At 64.1% G+C, this 18,059-nt stretch carries 14 protein-coding genes and 5 tRNA genes; 17 read left to right on the top strand and 2 right to left on the bottom strand.

Annotation, left to right across the window (positions count from 1 at the left end):
* The first annotated feature begins 57 nt into the window (after positions 1-57).
* The 10 genes from B4L76_RS17900 (at position 58) to B4L76_RS17945 (ending at position 4,328) form a co-directional block, all read left to right on the top strand.
* Positions 58-133, top strand: a tRNA-Glu gene (locus B4L76_RS17900).
* Between the two features lie 53 nt (positions 134-186).
* Positions 187-262, top strand: a tRNA-Ala gene (locus B4L76_RS17905).
* 42 nt (positions 263-304) lie between these two features.
* A tRNA-Glu gene (locus B4L76_RS17910) sits at positions 305-380 on the top strand.
* Between the two features lie 61 nt (positions 381-441).
* A tRNA-Ala gene (locus B4L76_RS17915) sits at positions 442-517 on the top strand.
* Positions 518-559: 42 nt separating this feature from the next.
* Positions 560-635, top strand: a tRNA-Glu gene (locus B4L76_RS17920).
* Positions 636-805: 170 nt separating this feature from the next.
* Positions 806-1,345 (top strand): TetR/AcrR family transcriptional regulator, encoded by a 540-nt coding sequence (locus B4L76_RS17925; RefSeq protein WP_296234344.1) that lies wholly within the window; start codon positions 806-808, stop codon positions 1,343-1,345.
* A gap of 13 nt (positions 1,346-1,358) precedes the next feature.
* Complete coding sequence (locus B4L76_RS17930) at positions 1,359-2,192, top strand: alpha/beta hydrolase (RefSeq protein ID WP_296234345.1); 834 nt, start codon at positions 1,359-1,361, stop codon at positions 2,190-2,192.
* 91 nt (positions 2,193-2,283) lie between these two features.
* On the top strand, positions 2,284-2,718 hold the full coding sequence (locus tag B4L76_RS17935) for an acyl-CoA thioesterase (RefSeq protein ID WP_296234346.1): 435 nt from the start codon (positions 2,284-2,286) through the stop codon (positions 2,716-2,718).
* A gap of 51 nt (positions 2,719-2,769) precedes the next feature.
* Positions 2,770-3,741, top strand: a complete 972-nt coding sequence (locus B4L76_RS17940; RefSeq protein ID WP_296234348.1) for a tRNA dihydrouridine synthase — start codon at positions 2,770-2,772, stop codon at positions 3,739-3,741.
* 143 nt (positions 3,742-3,884) lie between these two features.
* On the top strand, positions 3,885-4,328 hold the full coding sequence (locus B4L76_RS17945) for an Hsp20 family protein (protein ID WP_225776893.1): 444 nt from the start codon (positions 3,885-3,887) through the stop codon (positions 4,326-4,328).
* Positions 4,329-4,430: 102 nt separating this feature from the next.
* Here the strand turns inward: B4L76_RS17945 and B4L76_RS17950 are convergent, their stop codons facing one another.
* Complete coding sequence (locus B4L76_RS17950) at positions 4,431-7,727, bottom strand: PAS domain S-box protein (protein ID WP_296234350.1); 3,297 nt, start codon at positions 7,725-7,727, stop codon at positions 4,431-4,433.
* Between the two features lie 61 nt (positions 7,728-7,788).
* Entirely contained in the window at positions 7,789-8,667 is an 879-nt protein-coding gene (locus B4L76_RS17955) for a LysR family transcriptional regulator (protein WP_296234351.1), read from the bottom strand.
* Positions 8,668-8,797: 130 nt separating this feature from the next.
* Here B4L76_RS17955 and leuC point away from each other — a divergent pair, with 130 nt between their 5' ends.
* The 7 genes from leuC (at position 8,798) to B4L76_RS17990 (ending at position 18,029) form a co-directional block, all read left to right on the top strand.
* Positions 8,798-10,231, top strand: coding sequence for a 3-isopropylmalate dehydratase large subunit (gene leuC, locus B4L76_RS17960; protein ID WP_289129672.1), 1,434 nt, complete (start codon positions 8,798-8,800; stop codon positions 10,229-10,231).
* Positions 10,228-10,872, top strand: a complete 645-nt coding sequence (gene leuD / locus B4L76_RS17965; protein ID WP_296234352.1) for a 3-isopropylmalate dehydratase small subunit — start codon at positions 10,228-10,230, stop codon at positions 10,870-10,872. Before leuC ends, leuD begins: the two co-directional genes overlap by 4 nt.
* A 146-nt stretch (positions 10,873-11,018) precedes the next feature.
* Entirely contained in the window at positions 11,019-11,783 is a 765-nt protein-coding gene (locus B4L76_RS17970) for a class I SAM-dependent methyltransferase (RefSeq protein ID WP_296234353.1), read from the top strand.
* Between the two features lie 54 nt (positions 11,784-11,837).
* Entirely contained in the window at positions 11,838-12,920 is a 1,083-nt protein-coding gene (gene leuB / locus B4L76_RS17975; protein WP_296234354.1) for a 3-isopropylmalate dehydrogenase, read from the top strand.
* A 63-nt stretch (positions 12,921-12,983) separates the two neighbouring features.
* Positions 12,984-14,096 carry an aspartate-semialdehyde dehydrogenase gene (asd, locus tag B4L76_RS17980; protein WP_296234355.1) on the top strand — a complete coding sequence of 371 codons (1,113 nt, stop codon included), beginning with the start codon at positions 12,984-12,986 and terminating at the stop codon, positions 14,094-14,096.
* Between the two features lie 163 nt (positions 14,097-14,259).
* On the top strand, positions 14,260-15,264 hold the full coding sequence (locus B4L76_RS17985; protein WP_296234357.1) for an aspartate-semialdehyde dehydrogenase: 1,005 nt from the start codon (positions 14,260-14,262) through the stop codon (positions 15,262-15,264).
* A 71-nt stretch (positions 15,265-15,335) separates the two neighbouring features.
* Positions 15,336-18,029: a FimV/HubP family polar landmark protein gene (locus B4L76_RS17990; RefSeq protein WP_296234358.1), complete on the top strand. Its 2,694-nt coding sequence runs from the start codon at positions 15,336-15,338 to the stop codon at positions 18,027-18,029.
* The last annotated feature ends 30 nt before the right edge of the window (positions 18,030-18,059 follow it).

Raw genomic sequence — 18,059 nt, forward strand, 5'->3', positions numbered from 1 at the left:
CCAAGGCTGTCGAGCAAGATCGGGTCCAGCAGCCGGGTCTTGAAGGTAAGAAGGTTCGTCCCCTTCGTCTAGTGGCCTAGGACACCGCCCTTTCACGGCGGTAACAGGGGTTCGAGTCCCCTAGGGGACGCCAGTTTTGCACAAGCGATGTTTCAGGATGTCGCTGGGCCGAGAGGCTAGAAATCCGGGGCTATAGCTCAGCTGGGAGAGCGCCTGCATGGCATGCAGGAGGTCAGCGGTTCGATCCCGCTTAGCTCCACCATTTATGCCAGGGTCCACGTACGTGGGTCTTCGCGAAGGTTACGTCCCCTTCGTCTAGTGGCCTAGGACACCGCCCTTTCACGGCGGTAACAGGGGTTCGAGTCCCCTAGGGGACGCCACTTTTCCTGCGTTTTGCAGGGCTTAAAAAGGCTCGTCGATTATTGATGAGCCTTTTGTTTCGGGGCTATAGCTCAGCTGGGAGAGCGCCTGCATGGCATGCAGGAGGTCAGCGGTTCGATCCCGCTTAGCTCCACCATTTATGCCAGGGTCCACGCACGTGGATCTTCGCGAAGGTTACGTCCCCTTCGTCTAGTGGCCTAGGACACCGCCCTTTCACGGCGGTAACAGGGGTTCGAGTCCCCTAGGGGACGCCACTTTTACCCGCGTATTGCGGGACTTTTAAGGCTCATTCGCTTATTGAATGGGCCTTTTGTTTTTCTCCCCCCTAAAAAAAGCCTGGCCGACAAATGGCAGTTGAATCCACTTGCGGAAAAATATGATGAGAATAATATTACGGTCATCATATCCCATCGGCGAGTCTCTGATGAGCGACAAGAAAAACAGAACTCGTGAACGCATTCTCGAAGCGGCGCGCAGTGCCTTGATCCAGCATGGCCCGGCTGAGCCCAGCGTCAGCCAGGTGATGGGGGCGGCAGGGCTGACTGTCGGTGGTTTCTATGCCCATTTCGACAGCAAGGACGAAATGATGCTCGAGGCGTTCCGCCAGTTGCTGGTCGAGCGCCGGGCGTTGCTGGCCCAGCTCGATCCCGGCCTGGAAGGTGCCGAGCGACGGGCATTGGCCGGCGCCTTCTACCTGTCGCGCAAACATCGCGATGCCGAGGTGCATGCCTGCCCGTTGCCCAACTCACTGGGCGAAATGCAGCGCCTGCCGGAGGCTTTTCGCGAAGTGCTGGCCGAACACATCGAGTTGATGACAGCCGCCATGGTCGACCGCCCTGAAGACGCCGACAAGGCCCTGGCCGACCTGGCCCTGATGATAGGCGGCCTGGCCCTGGCCCGTGCCCTGGGCACCAGCGAGCTGTCTGACCGCATTCTACGCGCTGCCAAATCGGCGGTGCTCTGACGGGAGCATGGCGATGACGACCCTGAGCTGGATTCGTGGTGTCAATGGCACCTTGGGCCACCTGGCCCCGGAGCACGTTGCGGGCAAGATGCGCCGTGCATTCATGACCCCCCGCAACCTGCCGCCAAGGCAGTGGGAGCTGCCTGTGCTGGCCAGCGCCGAGCGCATTACCCTGCGCTTCGGCTTGTCCGCGTTGCGATGGGGCAACGGGCCCACCGTGCTGTTGATGCATGGTTGGGAAGGGCGCCCGAGCCAGTTTGCCGCCTTGATCGAGACCTTGGTCAAGGCCGGGCACACCGTGGTCTCGCTGGAAGGGCCGGGGCATGGTCGTTCACCTGGCGAGCAGGCGCATGTGGTGCTGTTTGCCCGGGCATTGCTGGAGGCTGCCGCCGAATTGCCGCCGCTGCGCGCGGTGATTGGCCATTCCATGGGCGGTGCCAGTGTGTTGCTGGCGTTGCAGATGGGCCTGCGCGCCGAAGCGGCGGTGAGTATCGCTGCGCCGGCGCAACTGCTCGGCGTACTGCGTGGTTTTGCCCATCGCCTGGGGTTGCCTGCACGGGCGCGGGCCGCGTTCATTCGCCAGGTGGAGCGCGACGTCGGCATGCAGATTGCGCGGCTCGATGTCAGTGGTTATCAGCTGGAGCTGCCGGGGCTGGTGGTGCATGCCGCCGATGACGAGCTGGTGCCTGTCAGCGAAGCCCAGGCCATTCACAAGGCCTGGTTCGACAGCCGGCTGTTGCTGCTGGAGGAGGGCGGGCACCAGCGCGTGCTGGCTGACCCGCGCCTGGGTGAAGCGGTGCTCGAACTGCTGGCCCAGGCAGCTGCGCCAGCGCGGCAAAGTGCTTGATCGACGCGCCGGGCTCCGAGGCAGGCACAGAAGCTCTGGACATTCCCCCGCAGGTCGCTGCTAAATCCACTTTTGCGTCAAGGAAGCGAACATGAGCTGGGACCTGGCAACACCATTCGTCATCGATCTGCGCGTCGGTGGCGAGGATATCGATGGCCTCGGCCACGCCAACAACGCCGTTTACGTGACCTGGCTGGAGCGCTGCGCCTGGCGCCACTCGCAACGCCTGGGCCTGGACCTGGCCGAATACCGCCGGCTGGATCGGGCCATGGCCGTGGTCCGCCACGAGATCGACTATCTGGCCGCCGCCTATGAAGACGACGAGTTGCAGCTGGCCACCTGGATCGTCGACTGGGACCAGCGCCTGCGCATGACCCGGCGCTTTCAGCTCAAGCGCCCGCGCGACGGCGTGACCCTGCTGCGCGCCCAGACCACCTTCGCCTGCATCGAACTCTCCAGTGGCAAGCCCAGGCGCATGCCGGCGGAATTCCTCGACGGTTACGGCCCGGCGCTGATCGGCGCCTGAAACGCCGGCAATCTTTGCTAGACTGCCGGCTTTTTCCGCTGAGACCCCGACATGCAAATTGCCCTGGCCCCCATGGAGGGGCTGGTCGACAACATCCTGCGCGACGTGCTGACCCGCGTCGGCGGTATCGACTGGTGCGTCACCGAGTTCATTCGCGTGTGCGACCGCCTGCTGCCGCCTGCTTCGTTCGACAAGCTGGCGCCCGAGTTGCGCAACGGCGCCCGGACTGCCGCCGGGGTACCCATGCGCGTGCAATTGCTGGGCTCCGACCCGGTGTGCCTGGCGGAAAACGCCGCGCTGGCGTGCGAGCTGGGGGCGCCGGTGATCGACCTGAACTTCGGTTGCCCGGCCAAGACTGTGAACAAGTCGCGCGGCGGCGCGGTGCTGCTCAAGGAGCCGGAATTGTTGCACGCCATTGTGCGCGAGGTACGCAGCGCCGTGCCGGCGCATATCCCGGTGACGGCGAAGATGCGCCTGGGCTTCGACAGCCCCGACGGCGCGCTGGACTGCGCCACCGCTCTGGCCGAGGGGGGGGCGGCGCATCTGGTGGTGCATGCGCGGACCAAGGTCGAAGGTTACAAGCCGCCGGCCCATTGGGAGTGGGTGGCGCGGGTACAGGATGTGGTCAAGGTGCCGGTGTTCGCCAATGGCGAGATCTGGACCGTGGACGACTGGCGGCGCTGCCGTGAAGTCAGTGGTGCCGACCACATCATGCTCGGCCGCGGGCTGGTCTCGCGTCCCGACCTTGGCCTGCAGATAGCCGCAGCGTGGGATGGGCGAGAATACCTGCCGATGGCCTGGAGCGACCTGCTGCCGTTGCTGCGCGAATTCTGGCGCCAGGCCCAGGCCAAGCTGTCGCCGCGTTATGCGCCGGGACGGATGAAGCAGTGGTTGGCGATGCTGACCCGCAGTTACCCCGAGGCGGTGGTGCTTTTCGCCGAATTGCGTCGGGAAGACGACTGCGCACGTATCAGTCGCCTGCTGGGGGGTGAAGCGCAAGCGGTGACGGCCTGCGTTGCCTGATCCGGCGCTTGCACGGGCACTGATTCAAGATTTTTTTGCTGTGCCTCTTGAAAGCCGTTCTCCCGACCCTATCTCTTGAGTACGCGATGCCGAAGTCGGGTCGCGTAGTGACTTTACTTGCTGAATCTCAGGAGTTAATGACCATGAACACTGCTTTCTCTCTCGCTCCACTGTTCCGCCATTCCGTAGGGTTCGACCGTTTCAACGACCTGTTCGAATCTGCGGCGCGCAACGAGGCCGGTAGCAGCTACCCGCCCTACAACGTGGAAAAGCATGGCGATGACCAGTACCGCATCGTGGTAGCCGCAGCCGGCTTCCAGGAGCAGGACCTCGATCTGCAGGTCGAGAAAGGTGTCCTGACCGTGTCCGGTGGCAAGCGCGACAACGGCGCCGAAGAGGTGACCTACCTGCATCAGGGTATTGCGCAACGTGCCTTCAAGCTGTCCTTCCGCCTGGCCGACCATATTGAAGTCAAGGCTGCCGGCCTGGCCAATGGCCTGCTCAGCATCGACCTGCTGCGCATCGTGCCTGAAGAAGCCAAGGCCAAGCGCATCCCGATCAACGGCGAACAGCCAGCGCTGAACTGATCGCACCGATGTGAAAAAGGGCGCCCCCTTGAGGGTGCCCTTTTTTTGTTCCACTGTTGTAAGCCTTGCGCGCAGCGTCGCGTAGGGGCGGCCATGTCAGTTTCAGTAATTTGCCGGCGCCTCCAGCAACATCTGCCGAAACTCCGGCAATGGTAACGGCCGGCTGTGCAGGTATCCCTGGTACAAGTGGCACCCCAACCGTTCCAGAAACTCCAGCTGCTCGCTCAACTCCACCCCTTCGGCAATCACTGCCAGGTCCAGGCTGCGCGCCATGGCGACGATGGCGCGGACGATTTCGGCGTCGTTGGGGTCCATCGGCGCATCGCGTACGAAGGTCTGGTCGATCTTCAGGGCGTCCACCGGCAGGCGCTTCAGGTAGGTCAGCGAAGAATAGCCGGTGCCGAAGTCGTCCATCGCGAAACTCACCCCGTGGCGCTTCAGCTCGCGCATCTTGCTGATGGTGTCCTCCAGGTTCTGGATGACGATGCCTTCGGTAATCTCCAGTTTCAGCATCTGCCGAGGCAAACGGTAGTCGTCCAGGCTGCGCAGCACCCGTCCGACAAAGTCGTTCTGGCGAAACTGTCGTGGGCTGATGTTCACGCACAGGCTGAAACTGTCTGCCTCGACCAGCCCGTCGGCCAGCATGCGGGCACAGGCGTCGCAGGCTTCATCGAGAATCCAGCTGCCGACTTCCAGGATCAGGCCGCTTTCTTCCAATACCTGAATGAATTGTGCCGGTGGCTGCTGGCCCAGTTGCGGGTGGTGCCAGCGTAGCAATACCTCGGCCCCGATGATGCGGTTGTCACGTGCATCGACTTGCGGCTGGAAGTGCAGCGCCAGTTCGCCGCGGGCCAGGGCCAGGCGCAGGTCGTTCTCCATGCGCAGGCGTTCGCTGGCGGCCTTCTGCATGGTGGTGTGGAACATTTGGGTGGTGTTGCGCCCGGAATCCTTGGCCCGGTACAGGGCGATATCGGCACGCTTGAGCAGGTCGGCCGGTGTGGCGCCGTGGTCAGGGATCAGCGCGACGCCGATGCTGGGCGTCACCTGCAGGCGCTGGCCGTCCAGTGACATCGGTTCGGCCAGCAGTTCACGCAGGGTATCGGCCAGTTCACGAACTTTTTCTTCGACCGCATCACGGCTGCCCTCCAGGCCGCTCAGCAACACCACGAATTCGTCACCACCCAGGCGTGCCACGGTGTCTTCCAGGCGTACGCTGGCTTCCAGCCGCGCGGTGATGATCTTCAGCACCGTGTCGCCCACCGGGTGGCCCAGCGAGTCGTTGATGTGCTTGAAATGGTCGAGGTCGAGGAACAGCAGCGCGCCGCGCAGGTTGTGGCGCTTGAGCAGGGCGATCTGTTGGCTCAGGCGGTCCATCAGCAAGGCGCGGTTGGGCAGGTTGGTCAACGGGTCGTGGTAGGCCAGGTGGCGAATCTGCGCTTGTGCGTTCTTCAACTGACTGACATCGCGGGCGTTCAGCAGCAGGCAGTCGACCTCGTTGAGGGTGATGGGCTCGACCGACACCTCCACGGTGAGGATATCGCCACGCTTGTTGCGCCCGAGCATCTCGCGGTGGTGCACCCGGCCGCGCTCGCGCAGTTCTGCCAGCAGGGCGCTGCGTTGCTTGTCGTCAGCCCAGATGCCCACCTCGTACACCGTGCGGCCGACCACTTCGGCGGCGCTGTAGCCAGTCAGCCGGCAGAAGCCGTCGTTGATTTCCAGGTAACGGCCGCTGTAGCGTTCGGTGATGGTGATCGCGTCGGGGCTGGAGTGGAAGGCCTTGGCGAACTTCTCCTCGCTGGACTTGAGCGCTGCCTCGGCCCGCTGCTGCTGGGTGATATCGCGCAGGGTCGTCACGCTGCAGGGCTGGCCATCGACAGTGATGAGGCGGCTGGAAATCACGCAGGTCAACGGTGCACCGTTGCGGTGGTTGACCACCACGGCTACGTTGCTCAGGGCCTGCTCACGGATCACTCGCTCGATGCGTTGCGCACGCTCGAAGGTCTCGGCCCACAAGCCGATTTCCTCGGCGGTGCGGCCAATGACCTGGTCTGCGCCCCAGCCGAAGGTCTGGGTGAACGCCGGGTTGATCTCGATGAACTGGCCGGTGTCCTGGCGGTTGACGCAGATGGGGTCGGGGCTGACCTGGAACAGGCTGGCGAACTTCTCTTCCGAAGCGCTCAGGCGCTGCTCGCGTTCCACCTGGTCGGTGATGTCGAGCAAGGTGCCGGCCATGCGCAGCGGGTTGCCCTGCTCGTCGCGGTACAGCCGGGCGCGGCTTTCGATATAGCGCGAAACGCCGTTTTCCAGTTGAACCTGGTAGGTGATCTGGTAATTGCCGGCGGGCCCTTCGCGCAGGCTGCGGTAGGCCTGGCGCATCACGTTGCGCTCCTGCTCCGGCACACCTTCGAAAAACGCGTCGAACGATTCGTGAAAGGGGATCGGCGGCAAGCCGTGCAGCTGTGCGGCGCGGGCAGAGCCATAGAGCATGCCGCTGGGGATATGCCAGTCCCAGGTACCCAGCTGTGCCGAGTCCAGGGCCAGATCGAGGCGCTCCTGGCTGTCCTTCAGGGCCTGCTCGGCGCGTTTGCGCTCGGTGGTGTCCATGAAGGTACTGAGGAGATAGGTCACACCCTCCAGCTCAATGCCCTGGGTGCAGAGGATGCCGTCATGTATCTTGCCGCCGACGGCGCGGAACTGGACTTCCAGGCTCAGCGGGCCGCTGTTGTGACGGGCCAATTCCAGCAGTTGGTGGCGCTGTTCGGGGTTGGCCCACAAGCCCAGTTCCAGGCTGGTCTTGCCGATCACCTGGCTGCCGGGCCAGCCGAACATGTTTTCGAAGTGCTGGTTGACCTCGAAAATCATGCCGTCGTCGCGACGGGTCAGCAGGATGGCGTTGGGGCTGAGGTGAAACAGGGTGGCGAAGCGCTTTTCCGAGTTGATCAGTGCCGTTTCCCGTTCGCGCTGGCGGGTGATTTCACGAATGACCCCGATCATCTGCGGGCGACCTTGCCGGTCGTGGGTCAGGCTGCCGTTGATTTCCAGCCAGTGCAGGCTGCCATCGGGCCAGCGGATGCGGTGGCGCATGGCTTTTTCTGCCGGCTCGCCGTTGACCACGGCCTGGAACAGTTGGCGGGTACGGGCGCGGTCCTCCTCCGGCAGCAGGTCGAGGTAGTCGATATCGCTGGGTAGTGGCTTGTGCGGGTCGAAGCCGAACAGCGCCTGGGTGCCACGCGACCAGCTCACCCGGCCGGTCTGTATGTCCCACAGCCAGGCGCCCAGCCGGGCCCCGTTGAGTGCGGCCAGCAGTTGCGGGGCGTTCTGCCAGGCCTGTTCCGACTCTTGGGGATCGACCGCCGGGATACGCGGCAGGCGCGGAAAACGGTTCGCTGATTTGGGCATCGGTACCAGACCTTTGGCGTATGACGCGTCCTTGGGATGAAAAAACCGGGCTGACGACCGGTCAGGCGGGCCCCGCGTGGCTGTCGAGCAAGGCCATGAAAGCCCTCGCTGCGTTCGATAGCGTACGCTCCGTGTGCAAAATGTAGCCTAGCTGGCGCGACAGCTGTATGCCCGGCAAAGCGATGGGTGCAACCTGTTCGTCGAGCATGGTGCGCGGCAGCACGCTCCAGGCCAGGCCGATCGACACCATCATCTTGATGGTTTCCAGATAATTGGTGCTCATGGCGATATTCGGGGTCAGGCCCTGGCTTTCGAACAGGCGCTGGACGATATGGTGGGTGAAGGTGTTGCCGCCCGGGAACACCGCCGGGTGACGGGCGACGTCGGCCAGGCTGACCGCCTGGTTGGCGGCCAGTGTGTGCTCAGGAGCGGCCACGAAGTCCAGGGCGTCGTCCCACACCGGGATGGCCTTGACCAGGTGGTGTGGCTCGGGCGCAAGCGTGATCACGGCAATCTCGGCGCGGCCATGCAGAATTTCATCGTAGGCCTGTTCCGAATCCATGAACTGGATATCCAGTGCCACGGCCGGGTATTGGCGGGTAAACGCCCGCAACAGCGGCGGCAGCCGGTGCAGGCCGATGTGATGGCTGGTGGCCAGGGTCAGGCGACCGCTGACTTCGCCAGTCAGGTTGGTCAGCGCACGGCGGGTATCATCGAGGACATTGAGGATCTGGTAGGCGCGGGGCAGCAAGGCGCGGCCAGCCTCGGTCAGGGTCACCTCGCGGCCCAGCCGGTCGAACAGGCGAACGTCCAGTTGCTGTTCCAGGCCGGCGATGCGCTTGCTGACCGCCGGCTGGGTCAGGAACAGGCGTTCCGCTGCCCCGGAAAAGCTGCCGGTCTCGGCAATCGCGATGAAGGCGCTCAGGTTGGCGAGGTCCATGGGCAGAATTCCTGTTGGTTATCCAAAGCATAAAAATTATGAATTTGAGTTATTCAATCTAACGCCCTAGCATCGACCGCACAAGCCAAGGGGTCTTTGGCATAGAAAGACGCTGATGAGGAACAGTCTGATGGCTGGCAAAACGCTCTACGACAAACTCTGGGAAGCCCATGAGGTCAAGCGCCGTGATGACGGCTCGTCCCTGATCTACATCGATCGCCACATCATTCACGAAGTGACGTCGCCCCAGGCCTTCGAAGGCCTGCGCCTGGCCAACCGCAAGCCCTGGCGCATCGATGCCAATATCGCCACGCCGGACCACAACGTGCCGACCACGCCGGAGCGCAAGGGCGGTATCGAAGCCATCGTCGACCAAGTGTCGCGCCTGCAGGTGCAGACCCTCGACGAAAACTGTGACGAATACGGCATCGTCGAATTCAAGATGAACGACGAGCGCCAGGGCATCGTCCACGTCATCAGCCCGGAGCAGGGCGCCACCTTGCCGGGCATGACCGTGGTCTGCGGCGACTCGCACACCTCCACCCACGGCGCCTTCGGTGCCCTGGCTCATGGCATCGGTACCTCCGAGGTCGAGCACGTGCTCGCGACCCAGTGCCTGGTCGCCAAGAAAATGAAGAACATGCTGGTGCGCGTGGAAGGCCAGTTGTCTGCCGGCGTTACTGCCAAGGACATCGTCCTGGCGGTGATCGGCAAGATCGGCACCGCCGGTGGCAATGGCCACGCCATGGAGTTTGCCGGCAGCGCCATTCGCGAATTGTCGATGGAAGGCCGCATGACCATCTGCAACATGTCCATCGAAGCCGGTGCCCGCGTAGGCCTGGTGGCGGTGGACGATACCACCGTCGCCTATGTCGAAGGCCGCCCGTACGCGCCCAAGGGCGAGCAGTGGAAGCAGGCGGTCGCAGCCTGGAAAGGTCTGGTTTCCGACGCTGACGCGGTGTTCGACACCGTGGTCGAACTCGACGCTGGGCAAATCAAGCCGCAGGTCAGCTGGGGTACCTCGCCGGAAATGGTCCTGGCCGTCGATCAGCGCGTGCCGGACCCGGCTGCCGAGCCTGACCTGATCAAGCGTGGTTCGATCGAGCGAGCCCTCAAGTACATGGGCCTGGCCGCCAATCAAGCGATCACCGACATCAAGCTTGACCGCGTGTTCATCGGCTCGTGCACCAACTCGCGCATCGAAGACTTGCGCGCCGCGGCCGCGATCGCCAAGGGCCGCAAGGTCGCTGCCAACGTCAAGCAGGCGCTGGTGGTGCCGGGCTCGGGCCTGGTCAAGGCCCAGGCCGAGCGCGAAGGCCTGGACAAGATCTTCCTCGAAGCCGGTTTCGAATGGCGTGAACCAGGCTGCTCGATGTGCCTGGCGATGAACCCGGACCGCCTGGAGAGCGGCGAGCACTGCGCGTCCACCTCCAACCGCAACTTCGAAGGCCGCCAGGGCGCCGGTGGCCGTACCCACCTGGTCAGCCCGGCCATGGCCGCCGCCGCCGCGGTGACCGGCCACTTCATCGATGTCCGCGAGTTGATCCAAGGGAGCGCAGCATGAAAGCCTTTACCCAGCACACTGGCCTCGTCGCTCCGTTGGACCGTGCCAACGTCGACACCGACCAGATCATCCCGAAGCAGTTCCTCAAGTCGATCAAGCGCACCGGTTTCGGCCCCAACCTGTTCGACGAGTGGCGCTACCTGGACGTGGGCCAACCCTACCAGGACAACAGCAAGCGCCCGCTGAACAAGGAGTTCGTACTCAACCACGAACGTTACCAGGGTGCCAGCGTGTTGCTGGCGCGGGAGAACTTCGGTTGCGGTTCCAGCCGTGAACACGCGCCGTGGGCGCTGGACGAGTACGGCTTCCGCAGCGTGATCGCGCCGAGCTTTGCCGACATCTTCTTCAATAACAGCTTCAAGAACGGCTTGCTGCCAATCATTCTCAGCGATGAGGAAGTCGACGAGCTGTTCAAGCAGGTCGAAGCCAACCCGGGCTACCAGCTGGTCATCGACCTGCAGGCGCAGGCGGTGACCCGTCCGGATGGCAAGGTGCTGCACTTCGAGATCGACGCGTTCCGCAAGCACTGCCTGCTCAACGGCCTGGATGACATCGGCCTGACCCTGCAGGACAGCGACGCGATCAAGGCCTTCGAAGGTAGCCACCGCGCAGCGCAGCCCTGGTTGTTCCGGGATGCCTGAATGATGGCGTTGGGTTTGCTGGCCTCATCGCCGGCAAGCCAGCGGCCACAGGACTACCGCAGGTTTGGATACTGTGGGTTTCCTGTGGTAGCTGGCTTGCCGGCGATAGAGGCAGTGAAGCAACCCGCAACCAAAAGGATCGAGACATGACCAGCAGTCAACACACCGATGTGGTCCAACGCCAGTTCGGCGAACAGGCCAGTGCCTACCTCAGCAGCGCCGTGCACGCCCAGGGCAGTGAATTCGCCCTGCTGCAGGCCGAACTGGCCGGGCAGGGCCACGCCCGCGTGCTGGACCTGGGCTGTGGTGCCGGTCATGTCAGTTTCCAGGTCGCCCCGCTGGTGGCGGAGGTGGTCGCCTACGACCTCTCGCAGGCCATGCTTGAGGTGGTCGCCAGTGCTGCTGCCGAGCGCGGCCTGGCCAATATCACCACCGAGCGCGGTGCTGCCGAACGCCTGCCGTTCGCCGATGCTGCGTTCGACTACGTCTTCAGCCGCTACTCCGCCCATCACTGGAGCGACCTGGGCCTGGCCCTGCGCGAAGTGCGCCGGGTGCTCAAGCCGGGCGGCGTGGCAGCCTTCATCGACGTCATGTCGCCGGGGAGCCCGTTGCTCGACACCTACCTGCAAACGGTGGAAGTGCTGCGCGATACCAGCCACGTACGTGACTACTCCGCCGCCGAATGGCAGCGCCAGGTCAGCGAGGCCGGCCTGCACGTGCGCAGCCACACCCGCCAGCCGCTGCGCCTGGAGTTCGGCAGTTGGGTCGAGCGCATGCGCACCCCCGAGCCGATGCGTGTGGCCATCCGCCAGTTGCAGCAAGCCATGGGCGAGGAAGTACGGCAGTATTACCAGATCGAGGCCGATGGTTCGTTCAGCACGGATGTGCTGGTGTTGTGGGCCGAGCGTTGAGAACTTTTCGGTGCGGCCCGCTTGGCCGCACCGCGTGAATGGATAGAGGAAAGCATGAGCAAGCAGATTCTGATTCTCCCAGGTGACGGTATCGGCCCGGAAATCATGGCCGAGGCGGTCAAGGTACTGGAACTGGCCAACGACAAGTTCCAGCTCGGTTTCAGCCTGGCCCACGACCTGATCGGTGGCGCCGCCATCGACAAGCACGGCGTGCCGCTGGCCGACGAAACGCTGGAGCGTGCGCGCAAGGCCGACGCCGTGCTGCTGGGCGCCGTGGGCGGGCCGAAGTGGGACAAGATCGAGCGTGACATCCGCCCCGAGCGCGGCTTGCTGAAGATCCGTTCGCAACTGGGGCTGTTCGCCAACCTGCGCCCGGCCATCCTCTATCCGCAACTGGCTGATGCCTCGTCGCTCAAGCCGGAGATCGTCTTGGGCCTGGACATCCTCATCGTCCGTGAACTGACCGGTGGTATCTACTTCGGTGCGCCGCGTGGCCAGCGCGAGCTGGAGGGCGGCGAACGCCAGGCCTACGACACCCTGCCATACAGCGAAAGCGAAGTGCGTCGCATTGCCCGGGTCGGCTTCGACATGGCCCGCGTGCGGGGCAAGAAGCTGTGCTCGGTGGACAAGGCCAACGTCCTGGCGTCCAGCCAGCTGTGGCGTGAAGTGGTCGAGGACGTGGCCAAGGACTACCCGGATGTCGAACTGAGCCACATGTACGTCGACAACGCTGCCATGCAGCTGGTGCGGGCGCCCAAGCAGTTCGACGTGATGGTGACCGACAACATGTTCGGTGACATTCTGTCGGATGAAGCTTCCATGCTGACCGGTTCCATCGGCATGCTGCCTTCGGCGTCGCTGGATGCCGACAACAAGGGCATGTACGAGCCGTGCCACGGCTCGGCGCCGGACATCGCCGGCCTGGGTATCGCCAACCCGTTGGCGACCATCCTGTCGGTGTCGATGATGCTGCGCTACAGCTTCAACCAGGCGGTTGCCGCCGAAGCGATCGAGAAGGCCGTGAGCGTGGTCCTGGACCAGGGCCTGCGCACCGGCGACATCTTCTCGGAAGGCTGCCGCAAGGTGGGTACGCAGGAAATGGGCGACGCAGTAGTCGCAGCGCTGCGGAATCTGTAATCTCTCTGGCCCGCCACCCCAAATTCCTGGTGGCGGCCCACTTTTAGCAAAGGTGTAGTTGCGATGAAACGTGTAGGTCTGATCGGTTGGCGCGGTATGGTCGGTTCCGTGCTCATGCAGCGGATGCTGGAGGAGCAGGACTTCGACCTTATCGAGCCGGTGTTCTTCACTACCTCCAACGTCGGTGGCCAAGGCCCGAACGTGGGCAAGGATACTGCTCCCCTCAAGGACGCTTATTCGATCGAAGAGCTCAAGACCCTCGACGTGATCCTGACCTGCCAGGGCGGCGACTACACCAACGAGGTCTTCCCCAAGCTGCGTGAAGCCGGCTGGCAGGGTTACTGGATCGATGCCGCTTCGTCCCTGCGCATGCAGGATGACGCGGTGATCATCCTCGACCCGGTCAACCGCAAGGTCATCGACCAGCAGCTGGATGCCGGTACCAGGAACTACATCGGCGGCAACTGCACCGTCAGCCTGATGCTGATGGGCCTGGGTGGGCTGTTCGAAGCCGGCCTGGTCGAGTGGATGAGCGCCATGACCTACCAGGCGGCCTCGGGTGCCGGCGCGCAGAACATGCGTGAGCTGATCAAGCAGATGGGCGCAACCCACGCTGCCGTGGCCGATGACCTGGCCAACCCGGCCAGCGCCATCCTCGACATTGACCGCAAGGTTGCCGAAACCATGCGCAGCGAAGCGTTCCCGACCGAGAACTTCGGTGTGCCGCTGGCTGGCAGCCTGATCCCGTGGATCGACAAGGAACTGCCGAACGGCCAGAGCCGCGAAGAGTGGAAGGCCCAGGCCGAGACCAACAAGATTCTCGGCCGCTTCAAGAGCCCGATCCCGGTGGACGGCATCTGCGTGCGCATCGGCGCCATGCGTTGCCACAGCCAGGCGCTGACCATCAAGCTGAACAAGGACGTGCCGCTCGCCGACATCGAAGGCATGATCAGCCAGCACAACCCCTGGGTGAAGCTGGTGCCGAACCAGCGTGAAATCAGCATGCAGGAGCTGAGCCCGACCAAGGTGACCGGCACCCTGAACATTCCGGTTGGCCGTTTGCGCAAGCTGAACATGGGGTCGCAGTACCTCGGCGCGTTCACCGTGGGTGACCAGCTGCTGTGGGGCGCTGCCGAACCGCTGCGCCGCATGCTGCGGATTCTGCTGGAGCGCTGATCGTTCCGGTTTGACCGAAAACCCGTGCTGGCGACAGTACGGGTTTTTTTATGCCTGCATTTGTGCAGCCCCTGTCAGGCTTCCGCGAAGCGGCCAGCACAGACAAAACACTACAATCCAAGTAAAGTGCCGCCCCCGCCGTTTCAGCAAAAGGATCTCCTCCATGACTGCACCTCTGGACATCGCCGTCGTAGGCGCTACTGGCAGCGTTGGTGAAGCCCTCGTACAAATCCTCGAAGAACTGGCCTTCCCGGTCGGCACGCTACACCTGCTGGCCAGCATGGAATCGGCCGGTAGCAGCGTGATGTTCGCCGGCAAGAAGCTGAAAGTACGCGAAGTGGACAGCTTCGACTTCGCCCAGGTCAAGCTGGCCTTCTTCGCCACCGGCGCCGCTGTCAGCCGCAGCTTTGCCGGCAAGGCGTTGCAGGCGGGTTGCACGGTCATCGACCTGTCCGGCGGCCTGGACGATGCCCTGGCCCTGGTGCCCGAAGCCAACGCCGATCGCCTCGCCGGTCTCGCGCTGCCTGCGCGCATCGTCAGCCCGTGCTCGGCCGCGGTGGCCGTGGCCGTTGCGCTGGCGCCGCTCAAGGGCCTGCTGGATATCGAGCGGGTGCAGGTGATGGCGGCGCTGGCGGTATCCGCGCAAGGCCGTGAAGCAGTCACCGAACTGGCCCGGCAAACCGCCGAGCTGCTCAATGCCCGGCCGCTGGAGCCGCGCTTCTTCGACCGCCAGGTGGCTTTCAACCTGCTGGCCCAGGTCGGTGCCGCCGATGAACAGGGCCATACGGCGCTGGAGCGGCGCCTGGTCAACGAATTGCGCGTGCTGCTGGGCATGCCTGAACTGAAGATTTCCGTGAGCTGTGTTCAAGTCCCGGTGTTTTTTGGCGATAGCTTCAGTGTGGCGGTGCAGAGCCGCCGCCCGGTCGATCTGGAGGCGATTCAACAGGTACTCGAGGAGGCTGACAGTGTCGAACTGGTGGAGCGCGATGATTATCCGACCCCGGTTGGTGACGCAGTGGGCCAAGACGTGGTCTATGTTGGTCGTGTACGGCACGGTGTTGATGAGCAGCAGCAGCTCAACCTCTGGCTGACCACCGACAATGTGCGCAAAGGTGCCGCGCTAAACGCTGTGCAAGTGGCGCAATTGTTGATTAAACACATGCCGTAAAAGATACTGGCGAGCACTTTTGTCCTGCTCCGCATGCAGGTTTCAGGACGCTTCATACAAGGGAAGAGGTCATGCTTCGAATTCGCAAACTGGTTCTGGCCATGGCTGCAGCATCGGCGCTGTCGTCGGGCATGGCGAATGCCCTGGGCCTGGGGGAGCTGACTCTCAAGTCGGCACAGAACCAGCCGCTGGACGCCGAGATCGAGCTGCTGGACGTGCGCGACCTTACCGCCGCCGAAGTGGCGCCCAGCCTGGCGCCGCCGGAAGAGTTCAGCAAGGCCGGGCTGGCGCTGCCACCTTACCTCGAAGACCTGACCTTCACGCCGGTGATCAACCCTAACGGCAGGAGCGTGTTGCGGGTTACCTCCAGCCAGCCGCTGCCGGGCCCGGTAGTCAAGTTCCTGGTTCAGGTGATGTGGCCGCAGGGCCGCCTGCTGCGTGACTACAGCGTGCTGCTCGACCAGGCCAAGGCCCAGGGCGACGCGCCAGCGGCGGGCAATGTCGCCCCGGCAGTGACCGCCGCCGGCAGCTACACCACCCAGCGACGCGACACCTTGTGGCAGATTGCCGCGCGCAACACCCACGGCGGCTCGATCCAGCAGACCATGATCGCGATCCAGGCGCTGAACCCGGACGCCTTCATCGGCAACAACATCAACCAGCTGAAGGTGGGGCAGGTGCTGCGCCTGCCTGATCAGCAGCAGATCCAGAGCATCCCGCAGGGCGAAGCGATCAGCGAAGTAGCCGAACAGTATGCCGCCTGGCGTGACGGCCGCCGCCTGGGGCCGCGTGCCCGACAGCTGGATGCTACCCGTCGTGGAGCCGCCGAGGCGGCACCGGCGCGTATCGCCCAGGGCGACAACCTGCGCCTGGTCAGCCCGGGCAACGCCGGTGCCGACCAGGCCAAGGCACTCAGCGACAAGCTGGCCGTGGCCGAGGAAAGCCTGGACACCAGTCGTCGCGACAACGAAGAACTCAAAAGCCGCATGGCCGACCTGCAGAGCCAGCTGGACAAGCTGCAGCGTCTGATCGAACTGAAGAACAACCAGTTGGCTCGCCTGGAGGCCCAGGGCGCAGTTGCCCCGGCCCAGCCCGCCGCCGATGCTCAACTGGTGGTCAAGCCGGCGCCAGCCGCCGTGGCTACCGCACCCGAGCCGGCGCCCGCCGCCGAGCCCGCGGCCGGCGAACAGCCTGGCAGTGTACTGGATGAAATCACCGCCAACCCGCTGCTGCTGGGGCTGATTGCCGGCAGTGCGTTCCTCGTGCTGCTGCTTCTGCTGTTGCTGCTGGCGCGCAAGCGCAAGGCCCAGCAGGAAGCCGAAAAGCACCTGCGCATGGCGCGCGCGCTGGAAGAAGAGCAGGGCCCAGGCTTCGACAACGACAGCGCCAGCCTCGATGGTGTCGACGTTTCGGCCCCGACCGTGACCCTTTCGCCAGCCGTGGTCGCCGCTTCGGCCGCCGCTGCCGCAGCAGCAGAAAAGCCGCTGGCACCCGCCGTCGAAGCGCAGCCCGAGGCACAGGCCGACCCATACGCCGCGCTGCTGGAAGAGGTCGGGCAATGCCTGGCCGCAGGCCGTCTGAACCGCGCTGCCGACCTGCTGGAGCCGGCCGTGGCTGCTGCCCCGGAGCGTGATGACCTGCGCCTGCAACTGATGGACGTGTACGCCCGCCAGGGAGACCAGAGCGCGTTCATCGAGCAGGAGCGCAAACTGCCCGCCAGCGAGCAGAACAGCGCCGCGGTCGCCGGGTTGAAAGAACGCTACCCGGCCATGCTCGGCCTGGCCGCTGCTGGCCTGGGGGCTGCGGCCCTGGCTGCCGAGATGGATGAACAGTACGTGCAAGGGTTGCTGCAGGACCAGCCCGAAAGCCCGGCAGTTACCGAGGTCGAACCTGACGATGTGTCAGCCCCCGGGCCGCAGGCGGAGAATGAACCGCAGGCTGTCGAGCCAGCGCAGCCCGAAGCAGTAGGCGAGCCGGAAGCAGGGCTGGATGCCTTCGATGAAGTGCCGACCCTCGACGTACCGGGCCTGGACGAGCAGGACCTGGACAGTACCTTCGACCTGAGCCTGGCTGATGACCTGCCGGAGGAAGGCTCGTTGGCCGCGCCGGTGCTGGACGAGCCGGTACTCGACGAGCCCTTGCCGCAAGTGGCGCAGGAAGAACAACAACCGTTTGCCGTCGATGCCGAGCTGCAGGCCGACGCCGACGCCGATTTCGAGGCCATGCTGGCCCAGGCCGAAGCACAACCCGCTGTCGACCTGTCCGATTACGACCTCGATGTCAGCGAGCCGGTTGCCCCGGCTGCCCCGGCTGCCGACGAAAACCCGGTGGATGTCGCCGCGGAACTGGCTGCTTTTGACAGCGTGCCGGCGTTCGACCCGTTGTCCGAGTTCGACCTGCCATCCGACTTCGACCTGTCGTTGTCACTGGAAGATGATTCGCCTGCGGCGAAGAACTTCGCCTCCGAACTGGACGATGTCAACGCCGAGCTGGACAAGCTGTCGCAGAGCCTCGAGTCGCCCTCGCTGGAGCCGCATTTCACCAGCGAAGACGCCGTGGCCCAGCCAGAGCCCGAGCCACTGGACGACCTGGACTTCGACTTCTTCTCCGGCAGCGACGAAGTGGCCACCAAGCTTGACCTGGCGCGTGCCTATATCGACATGGGCGACAACCAGGGGGCGCGGGACATCCTCGATGAAGTGGTCAAGGATGGCGATGAAAGCCAGCGCCAGGAAGCCGAGGACATGCTTTCCCGTCTGGTTTGAGGCAGACAAGGCTGGCCTCTTCGTGAAGTC

Origin of the sequence: Pseudomonas sp. UBA4617, assembly GCF_002386445.1 — a bacterium.
Classification (GTDB): Bacteria; Pseudomonadota; Gammaproteobacteria; order Pseudomonadales; family Pseudomonadaceae; genus Aquipseudomonas.